This is a genomic window from Streptomyces sp. NPDC025651, from assembly GCF_055558735.1.
On the sequence record NZ_JBVHLZ010000005.1, the window covers coordinates 515,497 to 529,858 of the forward strand.

At 72.7% G+C, this 14,362-nt stretch carries 14 protein-coding genes and 2 riboswitches; of the genes, 6 read left to right on the top strand and 8 right to left on the bottom strand.

Features of this window, described 5'->3' with window-relative positions; genetic code table 11:
- The first annotated feature begins 109 nt into the window (after positions 1–109).
- On the top strand, positions 110–1,072 hold the full coding sequence (gene bla / locus ACZ4D5_RS21625) for a class A beta-lactamase (protein WP_467773983.1): 963 nt from the start codon (positions 110–112) through the stop codon (positions 1,070–1,072).
- A gap of 98 nt (positions 1,073–1,170) precedes the next feature.
- On the opposite strand, the gene ACZ4D5_RS21630 is transcribed toward bla, so the two are convergent.
- Positions 1,171–1,863 (bottom strand): FadR/GntR family transcriptional regulator, encoded by a 693-nt coding sequence (locus ACZ4D5_RS21630; RefSeq protein WP_467773984.1) that lies wholly within the window; start codon positions 1,861–1,863, stop codon positions 1,171–1,173.
- Positions 1,864–2,239: 376 nt separating this feature from the next.
- On the opposite strand from ACZ4D5_RS21630, the gene leuA reads away from it, so the two are divergent.
- Together leuA and ACZ4D5_RS21640 are read left to right on the top strand one after the other, a co-directional pair.
- On the top strand, positions 2,240–3,949 hold the full coding sequence (gene leuA / locus ACZ4D5_RS21635; protein WP_467774049.1) for a 2-isopropylmalate synthase: 1,710 nt from the start codon (positions 2,240–2,242) through the stop codon (positions 3,947–3,949).
- Positions 3,946–4,740: an ABC transporter ATP-binding protein gene (locus tag ACZ4D5_RS21640; protein ID WP_467773985.1), complete on the top strand. Its 795-nt coding sequence runs from the start codon at positions 3,946–3,948 to the stop codon at positions 4,738–4,740. The genes leuA and ACZ4D5_RS21640 overlap by 4 nt, the downstream gene beginning before the upstream one ends.
- A 72-nt stretch (positions 4,741–4,812) precedes the next feature.
- Here the strand turns inward: ACZ4D5_RS21640 and ACZ4D5_RS21645 are convergent, their stop codons facing one another.
- Positions 4,813–5,025, bottom strand: a complete 213-nt coding sequence (locus ACZ4D5_RS21645; protein ID WP_467773986.1) for an EF-hand domain-containing protein — start codon at positions 5,023–5,025, stop codon at positions 4,813–4,815.
- Positions 5,026–5,106: 81 nt separating this feature from the next.
- Between ACZ4D5_RS21645 and ACZ4D5_RS21650 the strand changes: the two genes are divergently transcribed.
- Together ACZ4D5_RS21650 and ACZ4D5_RS21655 are read left to right on the top strand one after the other, a co-directional pair.
- The gene (locus ACZ4D5_RS21650; protein WP_467773987.1) at positions 5,107–5,790 is read left to right on the top strand and encodes a GNAT family N-acetyltransferase; all 684 of its coding nucleotides are present in this window, start codon (positions 5,107–5,109) and stop codon (positions 5,788–5,790) included.
- Positions 5,787–7,328 carry an alpha/beta hydrolase gene (locus ACZ4D5_RS21655; RefSeq protein ID WP_467773988.1) on the top strand — a complete coding sequence of 514 codons (1,542 nt, stop codon included), beginning with the start codon at positions 5,787–5,789 and terminating at the stop codon, positions 7,326–7,328. The genes ACZ4D5_RS21650 and ACZ4D5_RS21655 overlap by 4 nt, the downstream gene beginning before the upstream one ends.
- A gap of 178 nt (positions 7,329–7,506) precedes the next feature.
- Here the strand turns inward: ACZ4D5_RS21655 and ACZ4D5_RS21660 are convergent, their stop codons facing one another.
- From ACZ4D5_RS21660 to gcvT, 4 genes are all read right to left on the bottom strand, one after another.
- The gene (locus ACZ4D5_RS21660) at positions 7,507–8,877 is read right to left on the bottom strand and encodes an L-serine ammonia-lyase (RefSeq protein WP_467773989.1); all 1,371 of its coding nucleotides are present in this window, start codon (positions 8,875–8,877) and stop codon (positions 7,507–7,509) included.
- Positions 8,878–9,067: 190 nt separating this feature from the next.
- Positions 9,068–10,330: a serine hydroxymethyltransferase gene (glyA, locus tag ACZ4D5_RS21665; protein ID WP_467773990.1), complete on the bottom strand. Its 1,263-nt coding sequence runs from the start codon at positions 10,328–10,330 to the stop codon at positions 9,068–9,070.
- 23 nt (positions 10,331–10,353) lie between these two features.
- Entirely contained in the window at positions 10,354–10,731 is a 378-nt protein-coding gene (gene gcvH / locus ACZ4D5_RS21670; protein WP_467773991.1) for a glycine cleavage system protein GcvH, read from the bottom strand.
- Between the two features lie 102 nt (positions 10,732–10,833).
- Positions 10,834–11,976: a glycine cleavage system aminomethyltransferase GcvT gene (gcvT, locus tag ACZ4D5_RS21675; RefSeq protein ID WP_467773992.1), complete on the bottom strand. Its 1,143-nt coding sequence runs from the start codon at positions 11,974–11,976 to the stop codon at positions 10,834–10,836.
- 35 nt (positions 11,977–12,011) lie between these two features.
- Positions 12,012–12,125, bottom strand: a riboswitch (glycine riboswitch).
- Positions 12,126–12,233, bottom strand: a riboswitch (glycine riboswitch). It lies immediately after the preceding riboswitch.
- A gap of 149 nt (positions 12,234–12,382) precedes the next feature.
- Between gcvT and ACZ4D5_RS21680 the strand changes: the two genes are divergently transcribed.
- The gene (locus tag ACZ4D5_RS21680) at positions 12,383–13,078 is read left to right on the top strand and encodes an AAA family ATPase (RefSeq protein WP_467774050.1); all 696 of its coding nucleotides are present in this window, start codon (positions 12,383–12,385) and stop codon (positions 13,076–13,078) included.
- Positions 13,079–13,215: 137 nt separating this feature from the next.
- On the opposite strand, the gene ACZ4D5_RS21685 is transcribed toward ACZ4D5_RS21680, so the two are convergent.
- On the bottom strand, positions 13,216–13,815 hold the full coding sequence (locus ACZ4D5_RS21685; protein WP_467773993.1) for a hypothetical protein: 600 nt from the start codon (positions 13,813–13,815) through the stop codon (positions 13,216–13,218).
- 27 nt (positions 13,816–13,842) lie between these two features.
- Entirely contained in the window at positions 13,843–14,331 is a 489-nt protein-coding gene (locus ACZ4D5_RS21690) for a hypothetical protein (RefSeq protein ID WP_467773994.1), read from the bottom strand.
- Positions 14,332–14,362: the final 31 nt, after the last annotated feature.

A 14,362-nucleotide genomic window follows, 5' to 3' on the forward strand; every position in this document is an offset into this window, starting at 1 on the left:
TCCGGCGTGGAGGATCTTGACGCGGCGCGTTCTCGGTGGGTTGCATGCAGTTTGTCCGTACGCCCACTCCGTACGTCCGCTCCGTACGTCCACCGGCCGGAGGCTGCCGTTGACCGCCCATGCCCGTGACCTCTCCCGCCGTGCCCTGCTGACGGCGGCCGCGCTCCTGCCGCTGGCCGGGTGCGGTGCCGGCGGCGGCCCGGACCGCCCCGACCGTCCGGACGCCGACCCGTCCTCGGCGGGCGATCGCGACTCCGTCCGCCCCGCGCCGTCCGCGGACGGCGCGCGCCTCAGGAAGCGGTTCGCCGCCCTGGAGCGTGAACACGGCGCCCGCCTGGGCGTGTTCGCCCTCGCGACCGGAACAGGTGCCACGCTCACCCACCGCGCGGACGAACGCTTCGCCTTCTGCTCCACCTTCAAGGCGCTCGCCGCGGCGGCCGTCCTGCACCACAAACCGCTCGGACATCTGGACAAGCGCGTCACGTACACCGCGGCCGACGTCGACTCCGTCTCGCCGGTCACCGAGAAGCACATCGCGACCGGCATGACGATCAGGCAGCTGTGCGACGCCGCCGTCCGCCACAGCGACGGCACCGCGGGCAACCTGCTGATGCGCGACATCGGCGGCCCCGCGCGGCTGACCGCCTATCTGCGCGGGCTCGGCGACACCGTCAGCCGCATGGACGACTACGAGCCCGAGCTGAACGACGTACGCCCCGAGGACCCGCGGGACACCACCACGCCGCGGGCGATCGCCGCCGACTACCGCGAGCTCGTCCTCGGCGACGCGCTGCCCGCGGTCAAGCGGGAACTGCTCAAGGACTGGCTGCTGCGCAACGCCGCGCCCGTCGGCGCGACCCGCATCCGGGCCGGTCTCCCCAAGGGCTGGACGGTGGCGGACAAGACGGGCACCGGCAACTGGGGCCGGGCCAACGACATCGCCCTGATCTGGCCGCCCGGCGCCGACCCGCTCGTCCTGGCCGTCATGACCGACCGCCCCGGGCGCGACGACCCGCCGAAGGACGCCCTGATCGCGGCGGCGGCGAAGGCGGTGGCGGGTGAGCTGGCGTAGCGGGGCCCGTGCCGCGCCCTGGGGCCGTGTCGTACCGGGGCTCGTGCCGTGCCGGGGGCCGGGGGAGGGCTCGCGAGGGGCGGGCGCGAGGTGGCGGATCAGTCCTGGGTGAGCAACAACCGCAGCGTCTCCTGGAGTTCGGCCTGCGCCACCCGCGCTGCCTCCTCCGCGTCCATCGCCGCGACGGCACGCACCAGCGCGGTGTGCGCGACGTCGCCGTGATTCTCCTCCTCGGCGCGTACGTCGGTCAGTTCGAGCAGGTCGATCAGGCCCTGGCGCAGCGCGGGCATGAACTCCGCGAACAGATCCGTCAGCACGGGGTTGCGGGCCGCCGCCACGACCGCCGCGTGCAGCGCGATGTCGGCGTCCACGAACTCCGCGTCGGCCCCGGCGGCCGCCGCCTTGCGGCCGTCGAGCGCGGCCCGCATCGCCGCGACGTCCTCGTCGGTGCGGCGCAGGGCGGCGAGCCTGGCCGCCTGCACCTCCAGGAGCATCCGCACCTCGTACACGTCGGTGACCGCCGCCCGCCGCAGCCGGGTCGGCCAGTCCGCGACGGGCTCCGTGGCGACGACGAAGACGCCGGCGCCCTGCCGGGGCCGCACGAGCCCGGCCCCGGCCAGCGCGCGCAGGGCCTCACGCAGCGTGGAACGCCCCACGCCGAGCTCCTTGGCGAGCGTCGTCTCACCGGGCAGCTTCGTGCCGACGGGCCAGTGGCCGCCGGTGATCTGCTCGCGCAGGCGGGCGGTGGCCTGTTCGACGAGAGGGCTGGGGTGTACGGAGCCGAGCGGCATCGGGGGCCTTTCGGGAGGGCTGCTTGTCTGAGGGGCGCTTGTCGGACGGGTTGCTTGTCTGAGCGGCGCTCGTCTGACAACGGGCCGCAGTGTCTCAGAGTTACCTGTCTGAGGAGTACTCCTCAGACAGGTAACTCCTCAGCTCCTCAGAGGAGTACTTGTCTGAGGAGCTGAGGTGTGGCTACTGTACCGCCATGATCTTCCGCGGTCCCCTTCTCCTCGGCTGCCGCGGCGGGGCCTGAAGCGACCGGCACCCCGCCGCGGGATGCCGTGCTGCCGGTCTCCCGACCGAGCCCAGGAGCAGAACCGCGTGACCACCGCGACGTCCCCCGCGTACGACAACGCGTACAACTGGAACCCCCAGCGCCCCGGCCCCATGCCCCACCACCGCTACCGGCCCTACCAGGAGCGGGTGAACGTCCCCGTCCAGGAGCGGAGTTGGCCCGGTGCCCGGATCGGGCGGGCGCCGCTGTGGGTGCCCGTCGACCTGCGGGACGGCAACCAGGCGCTCGCCGAGCCCATGGACACCGGCCGCAAGAGGCGCTTCTTCGACCTGCTGGTCTCGATGGGGTTCAAGGAGATCGAGGTCGGCTATCCGTCGGCCAGCAGGACCGACTTCGAGTTCGTCCGGCACCTGGCCGAGCGGAGCGCGAGCGGTGGCGGGGCGTTGCCGGACGATGTGACCGTCGTCGTGTTCACGCCCGCCAGGCCCGAGCTGATCGACCGCACCTTCGCGTCGATCGAAGGGCTGCCGCGCGCCGTCGTGCACCTGTACATCCCCACCTCGCCCGTCTGGCGCGACGTCGTCCTCGGGCGGTCGCGCGACGAGGCGTACGGCGTCGTCAAGGAGGCCGCGGCGCACATGGCACGGCTCGCCGACGCGCGGCCCGGCGCCGACATCCGCTTCCAGTTCGCGCCCGAGACGTTCAACCTGACCGAGCCCGACTACGTCCTGGAGGTCTGCGACGGCCTGACCGAGCTGTGGGACGCGTGCCCCGACCGGCCCGTCACGCACAACCTGCCGGCGACCGTCGAGATCGCGACCCCGAACGTGTACGCCGACCAGATCGAGTACATGCACAAGCACCTCGCCCGGCGCGACTCCGTCATCCTCTCCGTCCACCCCCACAACGACCGCGGCACCGGCGTGGCCTGCGCCGAACTCGCCGTCCTCGCGGGCGCCCAGCGCGTCGAGGGCTGTCTGTTCGGCAACGGCGAGCGGACCGGCAACGTGGACCTGGTGACGCTCGCCCTGAACCTCTACGCCCAAGGCGTCGACCCCATGGTCGACTTCTCCGACATCGACGCCGTGCGCGCGGTGGTCGAGCACTGCAACCGGCTGCCCGTGCACCCCCGCCACCCCTACGCGGGCGACCTCGTCCACACCGCGTTCTCCGGCACCCACCAGGACGCCATCAGCAAGGGCTTCGCCCATCACGCCCGCAGGGCAGCCGAGTTGGGGGTGCCGGAGAGCGAGGCGCCGTGGGACGTCCCGTACCTGCCCGTCGACCCCGCCGACATCGGCCGCACCTACGAGGCCGTCATCCGCGTCAACTCCCAGTCGGGCAAGGGCGGAATGGCGTACCTGCTGCGGGAGCGGCACGGCATCGACCTGCCCCAGGACATGCGCCCCGACTTCTCGCGCGTGGTGCAGGAGGCCACCGACGACAGCGGTCGGGAGGCGAGCGCGAAGGAGCTGTACGAGCTGTTCCGCGCGACCTACGTCGAGCCGGGGCGGGACGGCGACGTGGGCCTGGGTTCCTGGACCACCGACCGGACGCCCGACGGCGCGCACCGTTTCGTCTGCACCCTCCAAGTGGGGGACAGGGCAGGGGACTTCGAGGGCGTGGGCAACGGCCCGCTGTCCGCCTTCGCCGACGCGCTGGCCGCGGCCGGGATCGCCGTCGACATCCTCGACTACGCCGAGCACGCGGTCGGCGAGGGCGGCGCCAGCGAGGCCGTGGCCTATGCGCGGTGCCGCGTCGGCGGCGTCGACCGCTGGGGCGCGGGCCTGGACACCTCGGTCCTGACCGCCTCCCTGCAGGCCGTGCTCGCGGCCGTGAACAGGGCGGGGGCCACCCGGTGACCGCGCCGCCCCCCGTCCTGCACGCCGACGACGTCACCGTCGTCCGCGAAGGGCGCCCCATCCTCGACGAGGTGAGCCTCACCGTCCGCCCCGGCGAGCACTGGGCGCTGCTCGGCGCGAACGGCGCGGGCAAGTCGACCCTGCTCGGCCTCTGCGGCGCCGTCACCCACCCCACGCACGGCGTGGTCGAGGTGCTCGGCCGCCGCCTGGGCAGCGTCGACCTGCGCGAACTGCGCGCGTACGTCGGCCATGTGAACCCGCGCCACCCCCTGCGTTCGCCGCTGACGGTCCGCGCCGTCGTCCTGACCGGGCTCACCAACAGCACCGAGCCGGTGCCGCGGTGGCGTCCGACCGCCGAGCAGGAGGAACAGGCCGACCGGCTGATCGCGCTGCTCGGCCTCGCGCACCGCGCGGACGCGCGCTGGCCCACGCTGTCCCAGGGCGAGCGCGGCCGCACCCTGATCGCGCGTTCCCTGATGCCGAGCCCGCGTCTCGTGTTGCTCGACGAGCCGGCCACGGGCCTCGACCTCGCCGGGCGCGAACGCCTCCTCGGCAGCCTGGACACCCTGCGCGAGGCCCACCCGGAGCTCGCCACCGTCCTGGTCACGCACCACCTGGAGGAGCTGCCCGCCGGCACGACGCACGCGCTGCTCCTGCGCGAGGGACGTGTGCTCGCCTCCGGCGCCGTCGCCGACGTGCTGACGAGCGACCAGGTCAGCAAGTGCTTCGACCATCCCGTGCGGCTCGAGCGCACGGAGGGGCGGTGGAGCGTGCGGGCCGCGCGGTGCTGAGTACGGGGAAGGGGCCCGGCGCGCGTCCCCGCGCGCCGGGCCCCTTCCCTCTCCGCCCACTGGTACGGGCGGCTACTTGTTCAGGCTCGCCCAGAACTCGTCGAAGGAGAGACGCTTGTCGGCGTCGATGTCCTTCGCCTTGATCACGGCCTCGGCCACCGCCTCGGTCTGGTAGAAGTCGCCCATCCTGGCCATGGCGCTCTTCCACTCCGCCGCCGTGATGAAGCCGTCGCCGTCCGCGTCGAACTGCTCGAACGTCTTGCGCGCTTCCTCGATGTCCGCCACCGGATCCACCCCTTCTTGGTGCACTACTGACGGGGGTTAGGGTAACGGCCGTTCGACGACCGGATCACAAGGAGTACGCCCATGGCCAGCACCTCCGACGCGCTCGGCGACCTCCTGGAGGCGGCGGCCCGCGGCGACTTCCCTCCACCGGACGGCAGCACGACCGTCCTGCCGCAGCCGACCCACCGCGACGCGGGCGTGATCGCCTTCACGGGGCACTCCGTCGTCTTCACCGACGAGGACCCCGAGTGGGTGCGCGCCACGCTCGCCTCGCTGGACTGCGACGCCCTCTCGGCCACCATGAACCCGCGCTTCCACAGCGCCTTCCTGGACCGTACGGGCCGCACGACCGACACCATCGACCTGCTGGCCGTCGCCACCGCCCTGCCCGGCGCCCCCGACCCGGCCCTCGCCCTGCGCGAGCTCGACGACCCGGAGCACCCGCGCGTCTCCCGGGCCCGCGTGCACAGGGACGACGTGCGCGTGTGGGCGTCCGAGGGCGGCGGCGTGCTGATCATGGGACGGGGCGTCGCGGGCCGCTGGGAGGCGGCGATCGAGGTCGAGGAGGGCGTACGCCACCGGGGGCTCGGCCGCGCGCTGGCGGGCGCGGCCCGGCACCTCGTGCCGGACGGCGGCTTCGTGTGGGCGCAGCAGTCGCCGGGCAACGCGCGCAGCGTGCGGGTCTTCCAGGCGGCGGGGTTCCGCCCGGTGGGGTCGGAGGCGCTGTTCCTCGCGCCTCGGCCGGTCCTCGGGGCCCCGCGTTGAGCCGCGCGGCCCGCGTCGCCGCCGCGCTCGCCCTGACCGCTCTCACCGCCCTCACCGCGGGCTGCACGGCCGGGGCTCCCGCGTCCCCCGGGTCCCCGACGGACGGCACCCGGGCGGAACTCAGGCGCTTCTACGCCCAGAAGCTTCGGTGGAAGCCCTGCGGCGACCTGCGCTGCGCACGCCTGACGGTTCCCCGCGACTACGCGCACCCGGACAACGGCAAGACCTTCGTCCTGCCGGTGGCGAAGGCGGCGACCGCCGACCCGGCCGAGCGCGTCGGCTCGCTCGTCTACAACCCGGGCGGGCCCGGCGCGTCCGGCGTGAGCGACCTGGAGTCGGACGGCGGCGAGGTGTTCAGCGCCGCGCTGCGCGCCCGCTTCGACATCGTCTCCTTCGACCCGCGCGGCGTGGGCGGCAGCGTCCCCGCGGTGACGTGCGCGGAGACCGACGACGAGGCAGGGGCGGACGACGCCCCGCACCCCCTCACGCCCCGCACCGCCGACGACCGCTCCCGCGCCTTCGCCGCGGCCCGGGCGGAGGCCGCCGCGTGTGTGAAGGGCAGCCGCGGCATCCTGCCCCACGTCGGCACGGCGGACGCGGCCCGTGACCTGGACGTCCTGCGCGCCGCCCTCGGCGAGCGGAAGCTGACCTACCTCGGCTGGTCGTACGGGACGAGCCTCGGCACCTCGTACGCCGAGCAGTTCCCGCACCGCGTGCGCGCGCTGGCCCTGGACGGCGCGGTCGACCCGGCCCTGAACTGGCGCCAGCGCGCGATGAGTCAGGGCATCGGCTTCCGCAGGGCCGTGGAGGACTACGCCGAGCAGTGCGCCGACATCGCGGGCGACAGCTGCCCGGGCGCGACCCCGGACGAGATATCGGAGCTGATCGAGGGGTTGTACGAGCGGGCGGCGCGCGAGCCGCTGCCGGCCGCCGACGAGGACGCGTACGACGTCGACGCCAGGACGCTGCTCGACGTCGTCACGGAGGCGATGTACACCCCGGAGGACCAGTGGGAGGACCTCTCCGACGCGCTGGCCGCGGCGGCCGACGGCGACGCCACGAGGCTCGCCGAGCTGGCCGAGGGCGAGGAGCGGGACACCGGCTCCCACAGGAGGCCCCGCGGACCCGAGAACGACGCCGAGGCCCTCGTGGCCGTCAGCTGCCTGGACACCCCGCACCCGCGCGAACCCGGCCCCTACTGGAGCGCGCTCGGACCCGCGGAGAAGGCCGCGGGCGTGTACGGCACGTCGAGCGTCGTCGACGAACTGACCTGCGCGGGCTGGCCCGCGGGCACCGGGCGCCCGCACCGCGTCACCGCCGAGGGCGTCCCGCCGGTCCTGGTGGTGGGCACCACGGGCGACCCCGCCACCCCGTACGAGGAGGCGGAGAGCCTCGCGGACCAGTTCCCCGGCGGCATGCTCCTGACGTACGAGGGCGTGGGCCACACCGCGTACGGGCGCGGCGACGCCTGCGTCACGAACGCCGTCGACGCCTACCTGATCGACCTGGAGGAGATCCGCCCCGGCACGGAGTGCTAGCGGGGCCCTGCCGCTTCTTCCCCATCGACGCACGGAAGGTCCATGCCGGACTGCAGTGCCGCGGGCGTGCGGAGGACCGACCACGCCGTCTCCGTCGCAGACCGTCGGAAGGACGGCGGGTCGGCAACCGCGGCGGAGCCGTACTGTTCGATCGGCCCGTCCGCGCCGCGGGGCGGTCTCAGCACTCGATGATGTTGACCGCGAGCCCGCCCCGCGCCGTCTCCTTGTACTTGACGCTCATGTCGGCGCCCGTGTCCTTCATGGTCTTGATGACCTTGTCCAGGGACACCTTGTGGGAGCCGTCGCCGCGCATCGCCATCTTCGCGGCGGTGACGGCCTTGACCGCCGCCATGCCGTTGCGCTCGATGCACGGGATCTGGACGAGGCCGCCGACCGGGTCGCAGGTCAGGCCGAGGTTGTGCTCCATGCCGATCTCCGCGGCGTTCTCGACCTGGGAGGGGGAGCCGCCCATGACCTCGGCCAGCGCGCCCGCGGCCATCGAGCAGGCGGAGCCGACCTCGCCCTGGCAGCCGACCTCGGCGCCGGAGATCGAGGCGTTCTCCTTGAAGAGCATGCCGATCGCGCCGGCCGCGAGCAGGAAGCGGACCACGTCCTCCTCGTCGGCGCCGGGCACAAAGTTCATGTAGTAGTGCAGGACCGCGGGGATGATGCCCGCGGCGCCGTTGGTGGGGGCCGTCACGACGCGGCCGCCCGCGGCGTTCTCCTCGTTCACGGCCATGGCGTAGAGCGTGATCCACTCCATGGCGCGGGCCTGCGGGTCGCCCTCGGCGCGCAGCTGCCGCGCCGAGTTGGCCGCGCGGCGGCGGACCTTGAGGCCGCCGGGCAGGATGCCCTCGCGGGACATGCCGCGCGAGACGCAGGACTGCATGACGCCCCAGATGTCGAGGAGGCCCGCGCGGATCTCCTCCTCGGTGCGCCAGGCCTTCTCGTTCTCCAGCATCAGCGCGGAGATGGACAGGCCGGTCTCGGAGGCCAGGCGAAGCAGCTCGTCACCCGTGCGGAAGGGGTGCTTGAGGACGGTGTCGTCCGGCACGATCGGGTTCTGGCCGTCCACCGCGTCCTCGTCGACCACGAAGCCGCCGCCCACCGAGTAGTACGTCTTCTCCAGGACGAGGGAGCCCTCACGGTCGTACGCGAAGATCGTCATGCCGTTGGCGTGGTAGGGCAGGGCCTTGCGGCGGTGCAGGATCAGGTCTTCGTCGAAGTCGAAGTCGATCTCGTGCATGCCCAGCAGGTTGATGCGGCCGCTGTCCTTGATCTCCTCGACGCGGTCGTCGGCGGATTCGACGTTCACCGTGCGCGGCGACTCGCCCTCAAGGCCCAGCAGGACGGCCTTGGGGGTGCCGTGCCCGTGGCCGGTGGCGCCGAGCGAGCCGTACAGCTCGGCCCGTATCGCCGTGGTGTGGGCCATCAGGCCCTCGTTCTTGAGGCGGCTCGCGAACATGCGGGCGGCGCGCATCGGACCGACCGTGTGGGAGCTGGACGGGCCGATGCCGATCGAGAACAGGTCGAAGACCGAGATGGCCACGGAAAACTCCAATGGTGGTTGGTAGACGCCGTTGTCTGCCGGGGTGGTGCAGAAGAACAAGGCGGTGCAGGAACTACAGGCGGGACTGAAAGAGCGCGGGACGTGGTGCGGGGCACCCCGCTCACTGTGCTCACTGTCCAGTGTGCGGGGTGCCCCGACGTTTCGTACGTACGAACAAAAGCGTACGAAACTACTTCAGGCCGGGGTACAGCGGGTGCTTGTCGGCCAGAGCGGTCACGCGGGCCTTCAGGGCCTGGGCGTCGAAGCCCGGCTTGAGGGTCTCGGCGATGATGTCGGCGACCTCGCGGAAGTCGTCGGCGTCGAAGCCGCGCGTGGCGAGCGCCGGGGTGCCGATCCGCAGGCCCGAGGTGACCATCGGGGGGCGCGGGTCGTTCGGGACCGCGTTGCGGTTGACCGTGATGCCGACCTCGTGGAGGCGGTCCTCGGCCTGCTGGCCGTCGAGCTCGCTGTTCCGCAGGTCGACGAGGACCAGGTGCACGTCCGTGCCGCCCGACAGGACGTCCACGCCGACGGCCTTGGCGTCGTCCTGGACCAGACGCTCGGCCAGGATGCGGGCGCCGTCCAGGGTGCGCTGCTGGCGCTCCTTGAAGTCGTCGGAGGCCGCGACCTTGAAGGAGACGGCCTTCGCGGCGATCACGTGCTCCAGCGGGCCGCCCTGGAAGCCGGGGAAGACAGCGGAGTTCAGCTTCTTCGCGAAGTCCTTGTTGCGGGCCAGGATGATGCCGCCGCGCGGGCCGCCGAGCGTCTTGTGCGTGGTGGAGGTGACCACGTCCGCGTACGGCACCGGGTTGGGGTGCAGACCTGCGGCGACCAGACCGGCGAAGTGCGCCATGTCGACCCACAGGTACGCGCCGACCTCGTCGGCGATCCGGCGGAACTCGGCGAAGTCCAGCTGGCGCGGGTAGGCGGACCAGCCCGCGATGATGACCTTGGGGCTGTTCTCCTTGGCCAGGCGCTCGACCTCGGCCATGTCGACCAGACCGGCCTCGTCCACGTGGTAGGCGACCACGTTGAACTGCTTGCCGGAGAAGTTCAGGCGCATGCCGTGGGTGAGGTGGCCGCCGTGCGCCAGGTCCAGGCCGAGGATCGTGTCGCCGGGCTGGGCGATCGCGAAGAGGGCGGCCTGGTTGGCGGAGGCGCCGGAGTGCGGCTGGACGTTGGCGTACTCGGCGCCGAACAGGTCCTTGACCCGGTCGATCGCGATCTGCTCGGTCACGTCCACGTGCTCACAGCCGCCGTAGTAGCGGCGGCCGGGGTAGCCCTCGGCGTACTTGTTGGTGAGGACGGTGCCCTGGGCCTCCATGACGGCGACCGGAGCGAAGTTCTCCGAGGCGATCATTTCCAGGGTGGACTGCTGGCGGTGGAGCTCGGCGTCGACGGCGGCGGCGACGTCCGGGTCCAGTTCGTGGAGAGGGGTGTTCAGAAGCGACATCACACGATCCCTATCGGTATGGGTCAGCCGGCGGTGAAGGCGGTGTACTCATCGGCGGACATCAGCTCGTCCGGCTCGTCCGTGATGCGCACCTTGAACAGCCAACCGCCCTCGAACGGGGCGGAGTTGACCAGCGACGGGTCGTCCACGACGTCCTGGTTGGCGGCGACGACCTCGCCGGTCACCGGGGCGTAGAGGTCGCTGACCGACTTGGTCGACTCCAGCTCGCCGCAGGACTCGCCCGCGGTCACCGTGTCACCGACCTCGGGGAGCTGGGCGAAGACGACGTCACCGAGCGCGTTGGCCGCGTGCTCCGTGATGCCGACCGTCGCCACGCCGTCCTCGGTGGCCGAGAGCCACTCGTGCTCCTTGCTGTAACGCAGCTGCTGGGGGTTGCTCATGACGTGAATTCTCCTGTACGCGGGTGGGTGCTGCGGAACGAGAAAGATGTGCGGGGGGTCACTTCCGGGATGCCTGGGACGGACGGTCCGGAAGCGACGCCGTCACTTCTGGCGCTTGTAGAACGGCAGCGCCACGACCTCGTAGGGCTCGTGGGCGCCGCGGATGTCGACGCAGACACCCGATGAAGACGCAGCGCCGGGGGCCGCGTGCTCGGCGTCGACGTACGCCATCGCGATCGGCTTGCCGAGCGTCGGCGACGGGGCGCCGGAGGTGACCTCGCCGATCACCTTGCCGTCCGCGACCACCGAGAAGCCCGCGCGAGGGACGCGACGGCCCTCGGCGATCAGGCCGACCAGCTTGCGCGGGGGAGCGGTCTCGGCGCGCTCGGCGGCGGCCGCGAGCGCCGCGCGCCCCACGAACGTCTCCGACTGCGAGGTCTTCTCGAACTTCACGACCCGGCCGAGGCCCGCGTCGAACGGGGTCAGCCCCGCGGTCAGCTCGTGCCCGTACAGCGGCATGCCCGCCTCCAGGCGCAGCGTGTCGCGGCAGGAGAGCCCGGCGGGCACCATGCCGACGGGGGTGCCCGCCTCCATCAGCGCGTTCCACAGCTTCTCCGCGTCACCGGGGGAGACGAAGAGCTCGAAGCCGTCCTCGCCGGTGTAGCCGGTGCGGGCGATCAGCGCGGGCACGCCCGCGACGGTGCCGGGCAGGCCCGCGTAGTACTTCAGGCCGTCCAGGTCGGCGTCCGTGAGTGACTTCAGGATGCCGGGGGACTCGGGGCCCTGGACGGCGAGCAGTGCGTACGCGTCGCGGTCGTCGCGGACCTCGGCGTCGAACTTCTCGACGCGGTTGCTCAGCGCGTCCAGGACGACCTGCGCGTTCGAGGCGTTGGCGACGACCATGTACTCGGGGGCCTCGGTCTCGCCGAGGCGGTAGACGATCAGGTCGTCCAGGATCCCGCCGTCCTCGGCGACGATCATGGTGTAGCGGGCACGGCCGACGCCGATGGAGCCGATGTTGCCGACCAGCGCGAAGTTCAGGAAGTCCGCCGCCTCGGGGCCGGTGACGGTGATCTCGCCCATGTGCGACAGGTCGAAGAGACCGGCCTTGGTGCGCACGGCGTTGTGCTCGTCGCGCTCGCTGGCGTACCGCAGCGGCATGTCCCAGCCCGCGAAGTCGGTCATGGTCGCGCCGAGCGCTCGATGCACGGCATCGAGGGAGGTCAGACGGGGGGCAGTGCTCATGAAGGGAACTCCCAGGGCATGACGGGCGAGGACGATCCTCCCCATCTGTCATCGGAACCTGAGAGGTTCGCCGCGAGCGTCCCGGAACGCGGGACGCACGGCTTGCACCTTGGGTGGGGCCACCGGGGCGGCCCGCTTTTCAGATGTGCCTCGCCCGCGCGGTACGGGGCCTGAGAGATTCAAGGGAGGAACTTGCTCCTTCGGCGCCCCGGGCACGCGCTGCGTGCTGGCTCCGGGGACTCTCCCGCGCGGATTCAAACGGCCGGTATGGAGTTGGCGCGCACATCATTGCACGCGACTCTGTCCAGGGGGACCCGTGCCCGGTCACGGTTCGGACGGCCCCGGAACGCTCTTGTGCCGCATTACCTTCTCTTTACACTTGCTGGGGAGGCAGTACGTGACCGCTATGGGGAGGCCGATCACGGTGCACAGCAGGACCAGTGTCTATGCCACTACCACGGGGGTGGCGCTGCCCGGGCAGGCCGCCGCCCCGGCCCGGGAGAGCTGCGGCCCGCTTCCCCTGGCCGTCGTCCGCGATCTGCGGCGGCGGGCGGGCCACAGCCCGCACCGCCTCACCTTCGGCGAGGGCGACCTGGTCGTCGTCTCCGGGCTGCCCGGCGGGGGCAAGTCCACGCTGATGCGGCAGGCCGTCACGGGCCCGCGCATCGACTCCCAGGACACCCGCGACCGCTGGTCCGCCCGCATGCCCCGCCTCGTGCCGTACGCGGTCTACAGACCCCTGGTCCGCCTCGCGCACTACGCCGGACTGCGCCGCACCCTGCGCTCCGGGGCGAGCGTCGTCGTGCACGACTGCGGCACCCAGGCCTGGGTGCGCCGCTGGCTCGCCCGCGAGGCCGCCCGGCGCGGCAGGGCCCTGCACCTGCTCCTGCTCGACGTCCCCGCGGACACCGCGCTGCAGGGCCAGCGAGAGCGCGGCCGCGGCGTGTCCCGGTACGCCTTCGCGCGGCACCGCAGGACGATCGGCCGCCTGGTCGACGCCGCCGAGCGGGGCGACCTGCCGCGCGGCTGCGGCTCGGCGGTGCTGCTCGACCGCGCGGCGGCGCGGGTGCTGCGGGGGATCGCCTTCGACGGGGACCGGTAGCGCGGGGGAGGGGCCGGATGGCGCGAAGGGGCCCGCGCCATCCGCCGGCGCGGGCCCCTGTCGCGTACGAGTACAGGTACGAGCACGTCTGTGCGTACGCGTACGTCGTCTCCGTACGTCTTCTCCGTACGGCTACGTCAGAACGGCAGCCCCGGGATCTTCGGCAGGCCGGGGATCGACGGGGCGGCCGGGGCCTGGGGCAGGCCCGGGACCTTCGGCACCTCCGGCAGGCCCGGGACCTTCGGCGCCTCCGGCAGCTTCGGCAGGCCCTCGGTCAGCTTGCCGAGGCCGACCTTGACGAGCAGGTCGATGGCGAGGTTCGGCACGGCGCTCAGGGCGAGCACGACCTTGCCGAGGTCGGCCGACGCCGCCGCCTTCAGGAGCCCGTCGACCTCGGCCTTCAGCTTGGCCTCGGCCTCGACGACCGGGTCGTCGCCCTTGGGCTTCGGCTCCGGGTCGGCCGCGCGCACGGCGCCGACCGCCGAGAGCACCCGGTCCATGGCGGCGTCCACGGCGGCGCTGTGGGTCTGGTCGGCCGTGCCGTCGGCGGTGCGCGTGGCGAGCTCGTCGATGGCCGCGTACAGGGCGTCGAAGCCCTGCTCGACCATGAGCGCGCGGTCCTCGGCGCTGCTCGAGACGGACGCCGCGGCGAAGGCGGGGGCCGCGGTCATGGCGACGGCGCCGGCGGTCAGGGAGACGGAGACGGCGAGGGCGGTGACGGTCCTGCTGAGTCGCATGGGAGGTCCTTTTCTCTGGTGTGTCCACTACTGGGGGGATGGCGGGAGTTGGGGGGCTGCCGGGACCTCGGGGGCCGGCGGCAGCGAGTCGATCCACTGGGTCAGGCCGACGGCGAACAGCAGGTCGTTCGCGGCCTTCGGTACGGTCTGCAGGGAGCCGATGACCTTGATCCAGTCGCCCTCAGAGGCGGCCGCGACCAGGCCTTCGACCTCCTTCTTCAGGGCGGTCCGCGCGGCGCCGGGCCAGGTGCCCGGCTGCGCGGTGTCCGGCGTGGGAGCGCCGAGCAGGGTGTCGAGCTCGGCGCTGACCTTCGCCAGACCGTCGGGGTTGATCCAGCCGCCGAAGGAGGTGTCGAGGAGGTACTGGCACGCCTCCAGGAGCGACTCCAGGTCCTGCACCGTGCGGGGCACGGCCGGTTCGGCGGGACGCGCGGCGGCCGGGCCTGCCGCACCGAGCAGCAGGGCCCCGCAGAGGGACGCGCTGACGGCGAGCGAGGCGGTCCTGCGCGATCTCATGAGCAGGGTCCTTTCGGCGGGAGGCACGGGT

Excerpts from the sequence above, each read along its gene's own strand:
- ACZ4D5_RS21630 (WP_467773984.1), bottom strand. The coding sequence starts at position 1,863 with ATGCCGCTCGGCTCCGTACACCCCAGCCCTCTCGTCGAACAGGCCACC.
- leuA (WP_467774049.1), top strand. The coding sequence starts at position 2,240 with ATGCCCCACCACCGCTACCGGCCCTACCAGGAGCGGGTGAACGTCCCC.
- ACZ4D5_RS21650 (WP_467773987.1), top strand. The coding sequence starts at position 5,107 with ATGGCCAGCACCTCCGACGCGCTCGGCGACCTCCTGGAGGCGGCGGCC.
- glyA (WP_467773990.1), bottom strand. The coding sequence starts at position 10,330 with ATGTCGCTTCTGAACACCCCTCTCCACGAACTGGACCCGGACGTCGCC.
- gcvH (WP_467773991.1), bottom strand. The coding sequence starts at position 10,731 with ATGAGCAACCCCCAGCAGCTGCGTTACAGCAAGGAGCACGAGTGGCTC.
- gcvT (WP_467773992.1), bottom strand. The coding sequence starts at position 11,976 with ATGAGCACTGCCCCCCGTCTGACCTCCCTCGATGCCGTGCATCGAGCG.
- ACZ4D5_RS21680 (WP_467774050.1), top strand. The coding sequence starts at position 12,383 with ATGGGGAGGCCGATCACGGTGCACAGCAGGACCAGTGTCTATGCCACT.
- ACZ4D5_RS21685 (WP_467773993.1), bottom strand. The coding sequence starts at position 13,815 with ATGCGACTCAGCAGGACCGTCACCGCCCTCGCCGTCTCCGTCTCCCTG.
- ACZ4D5_RS21690 (WP_467773994.1), bottom strand. The coding sequence starts at position 14,331 with ATGAGATCGCGCAGGACCGCCTCGCTCGCCGTCAGCGCGTCCCTCTGC.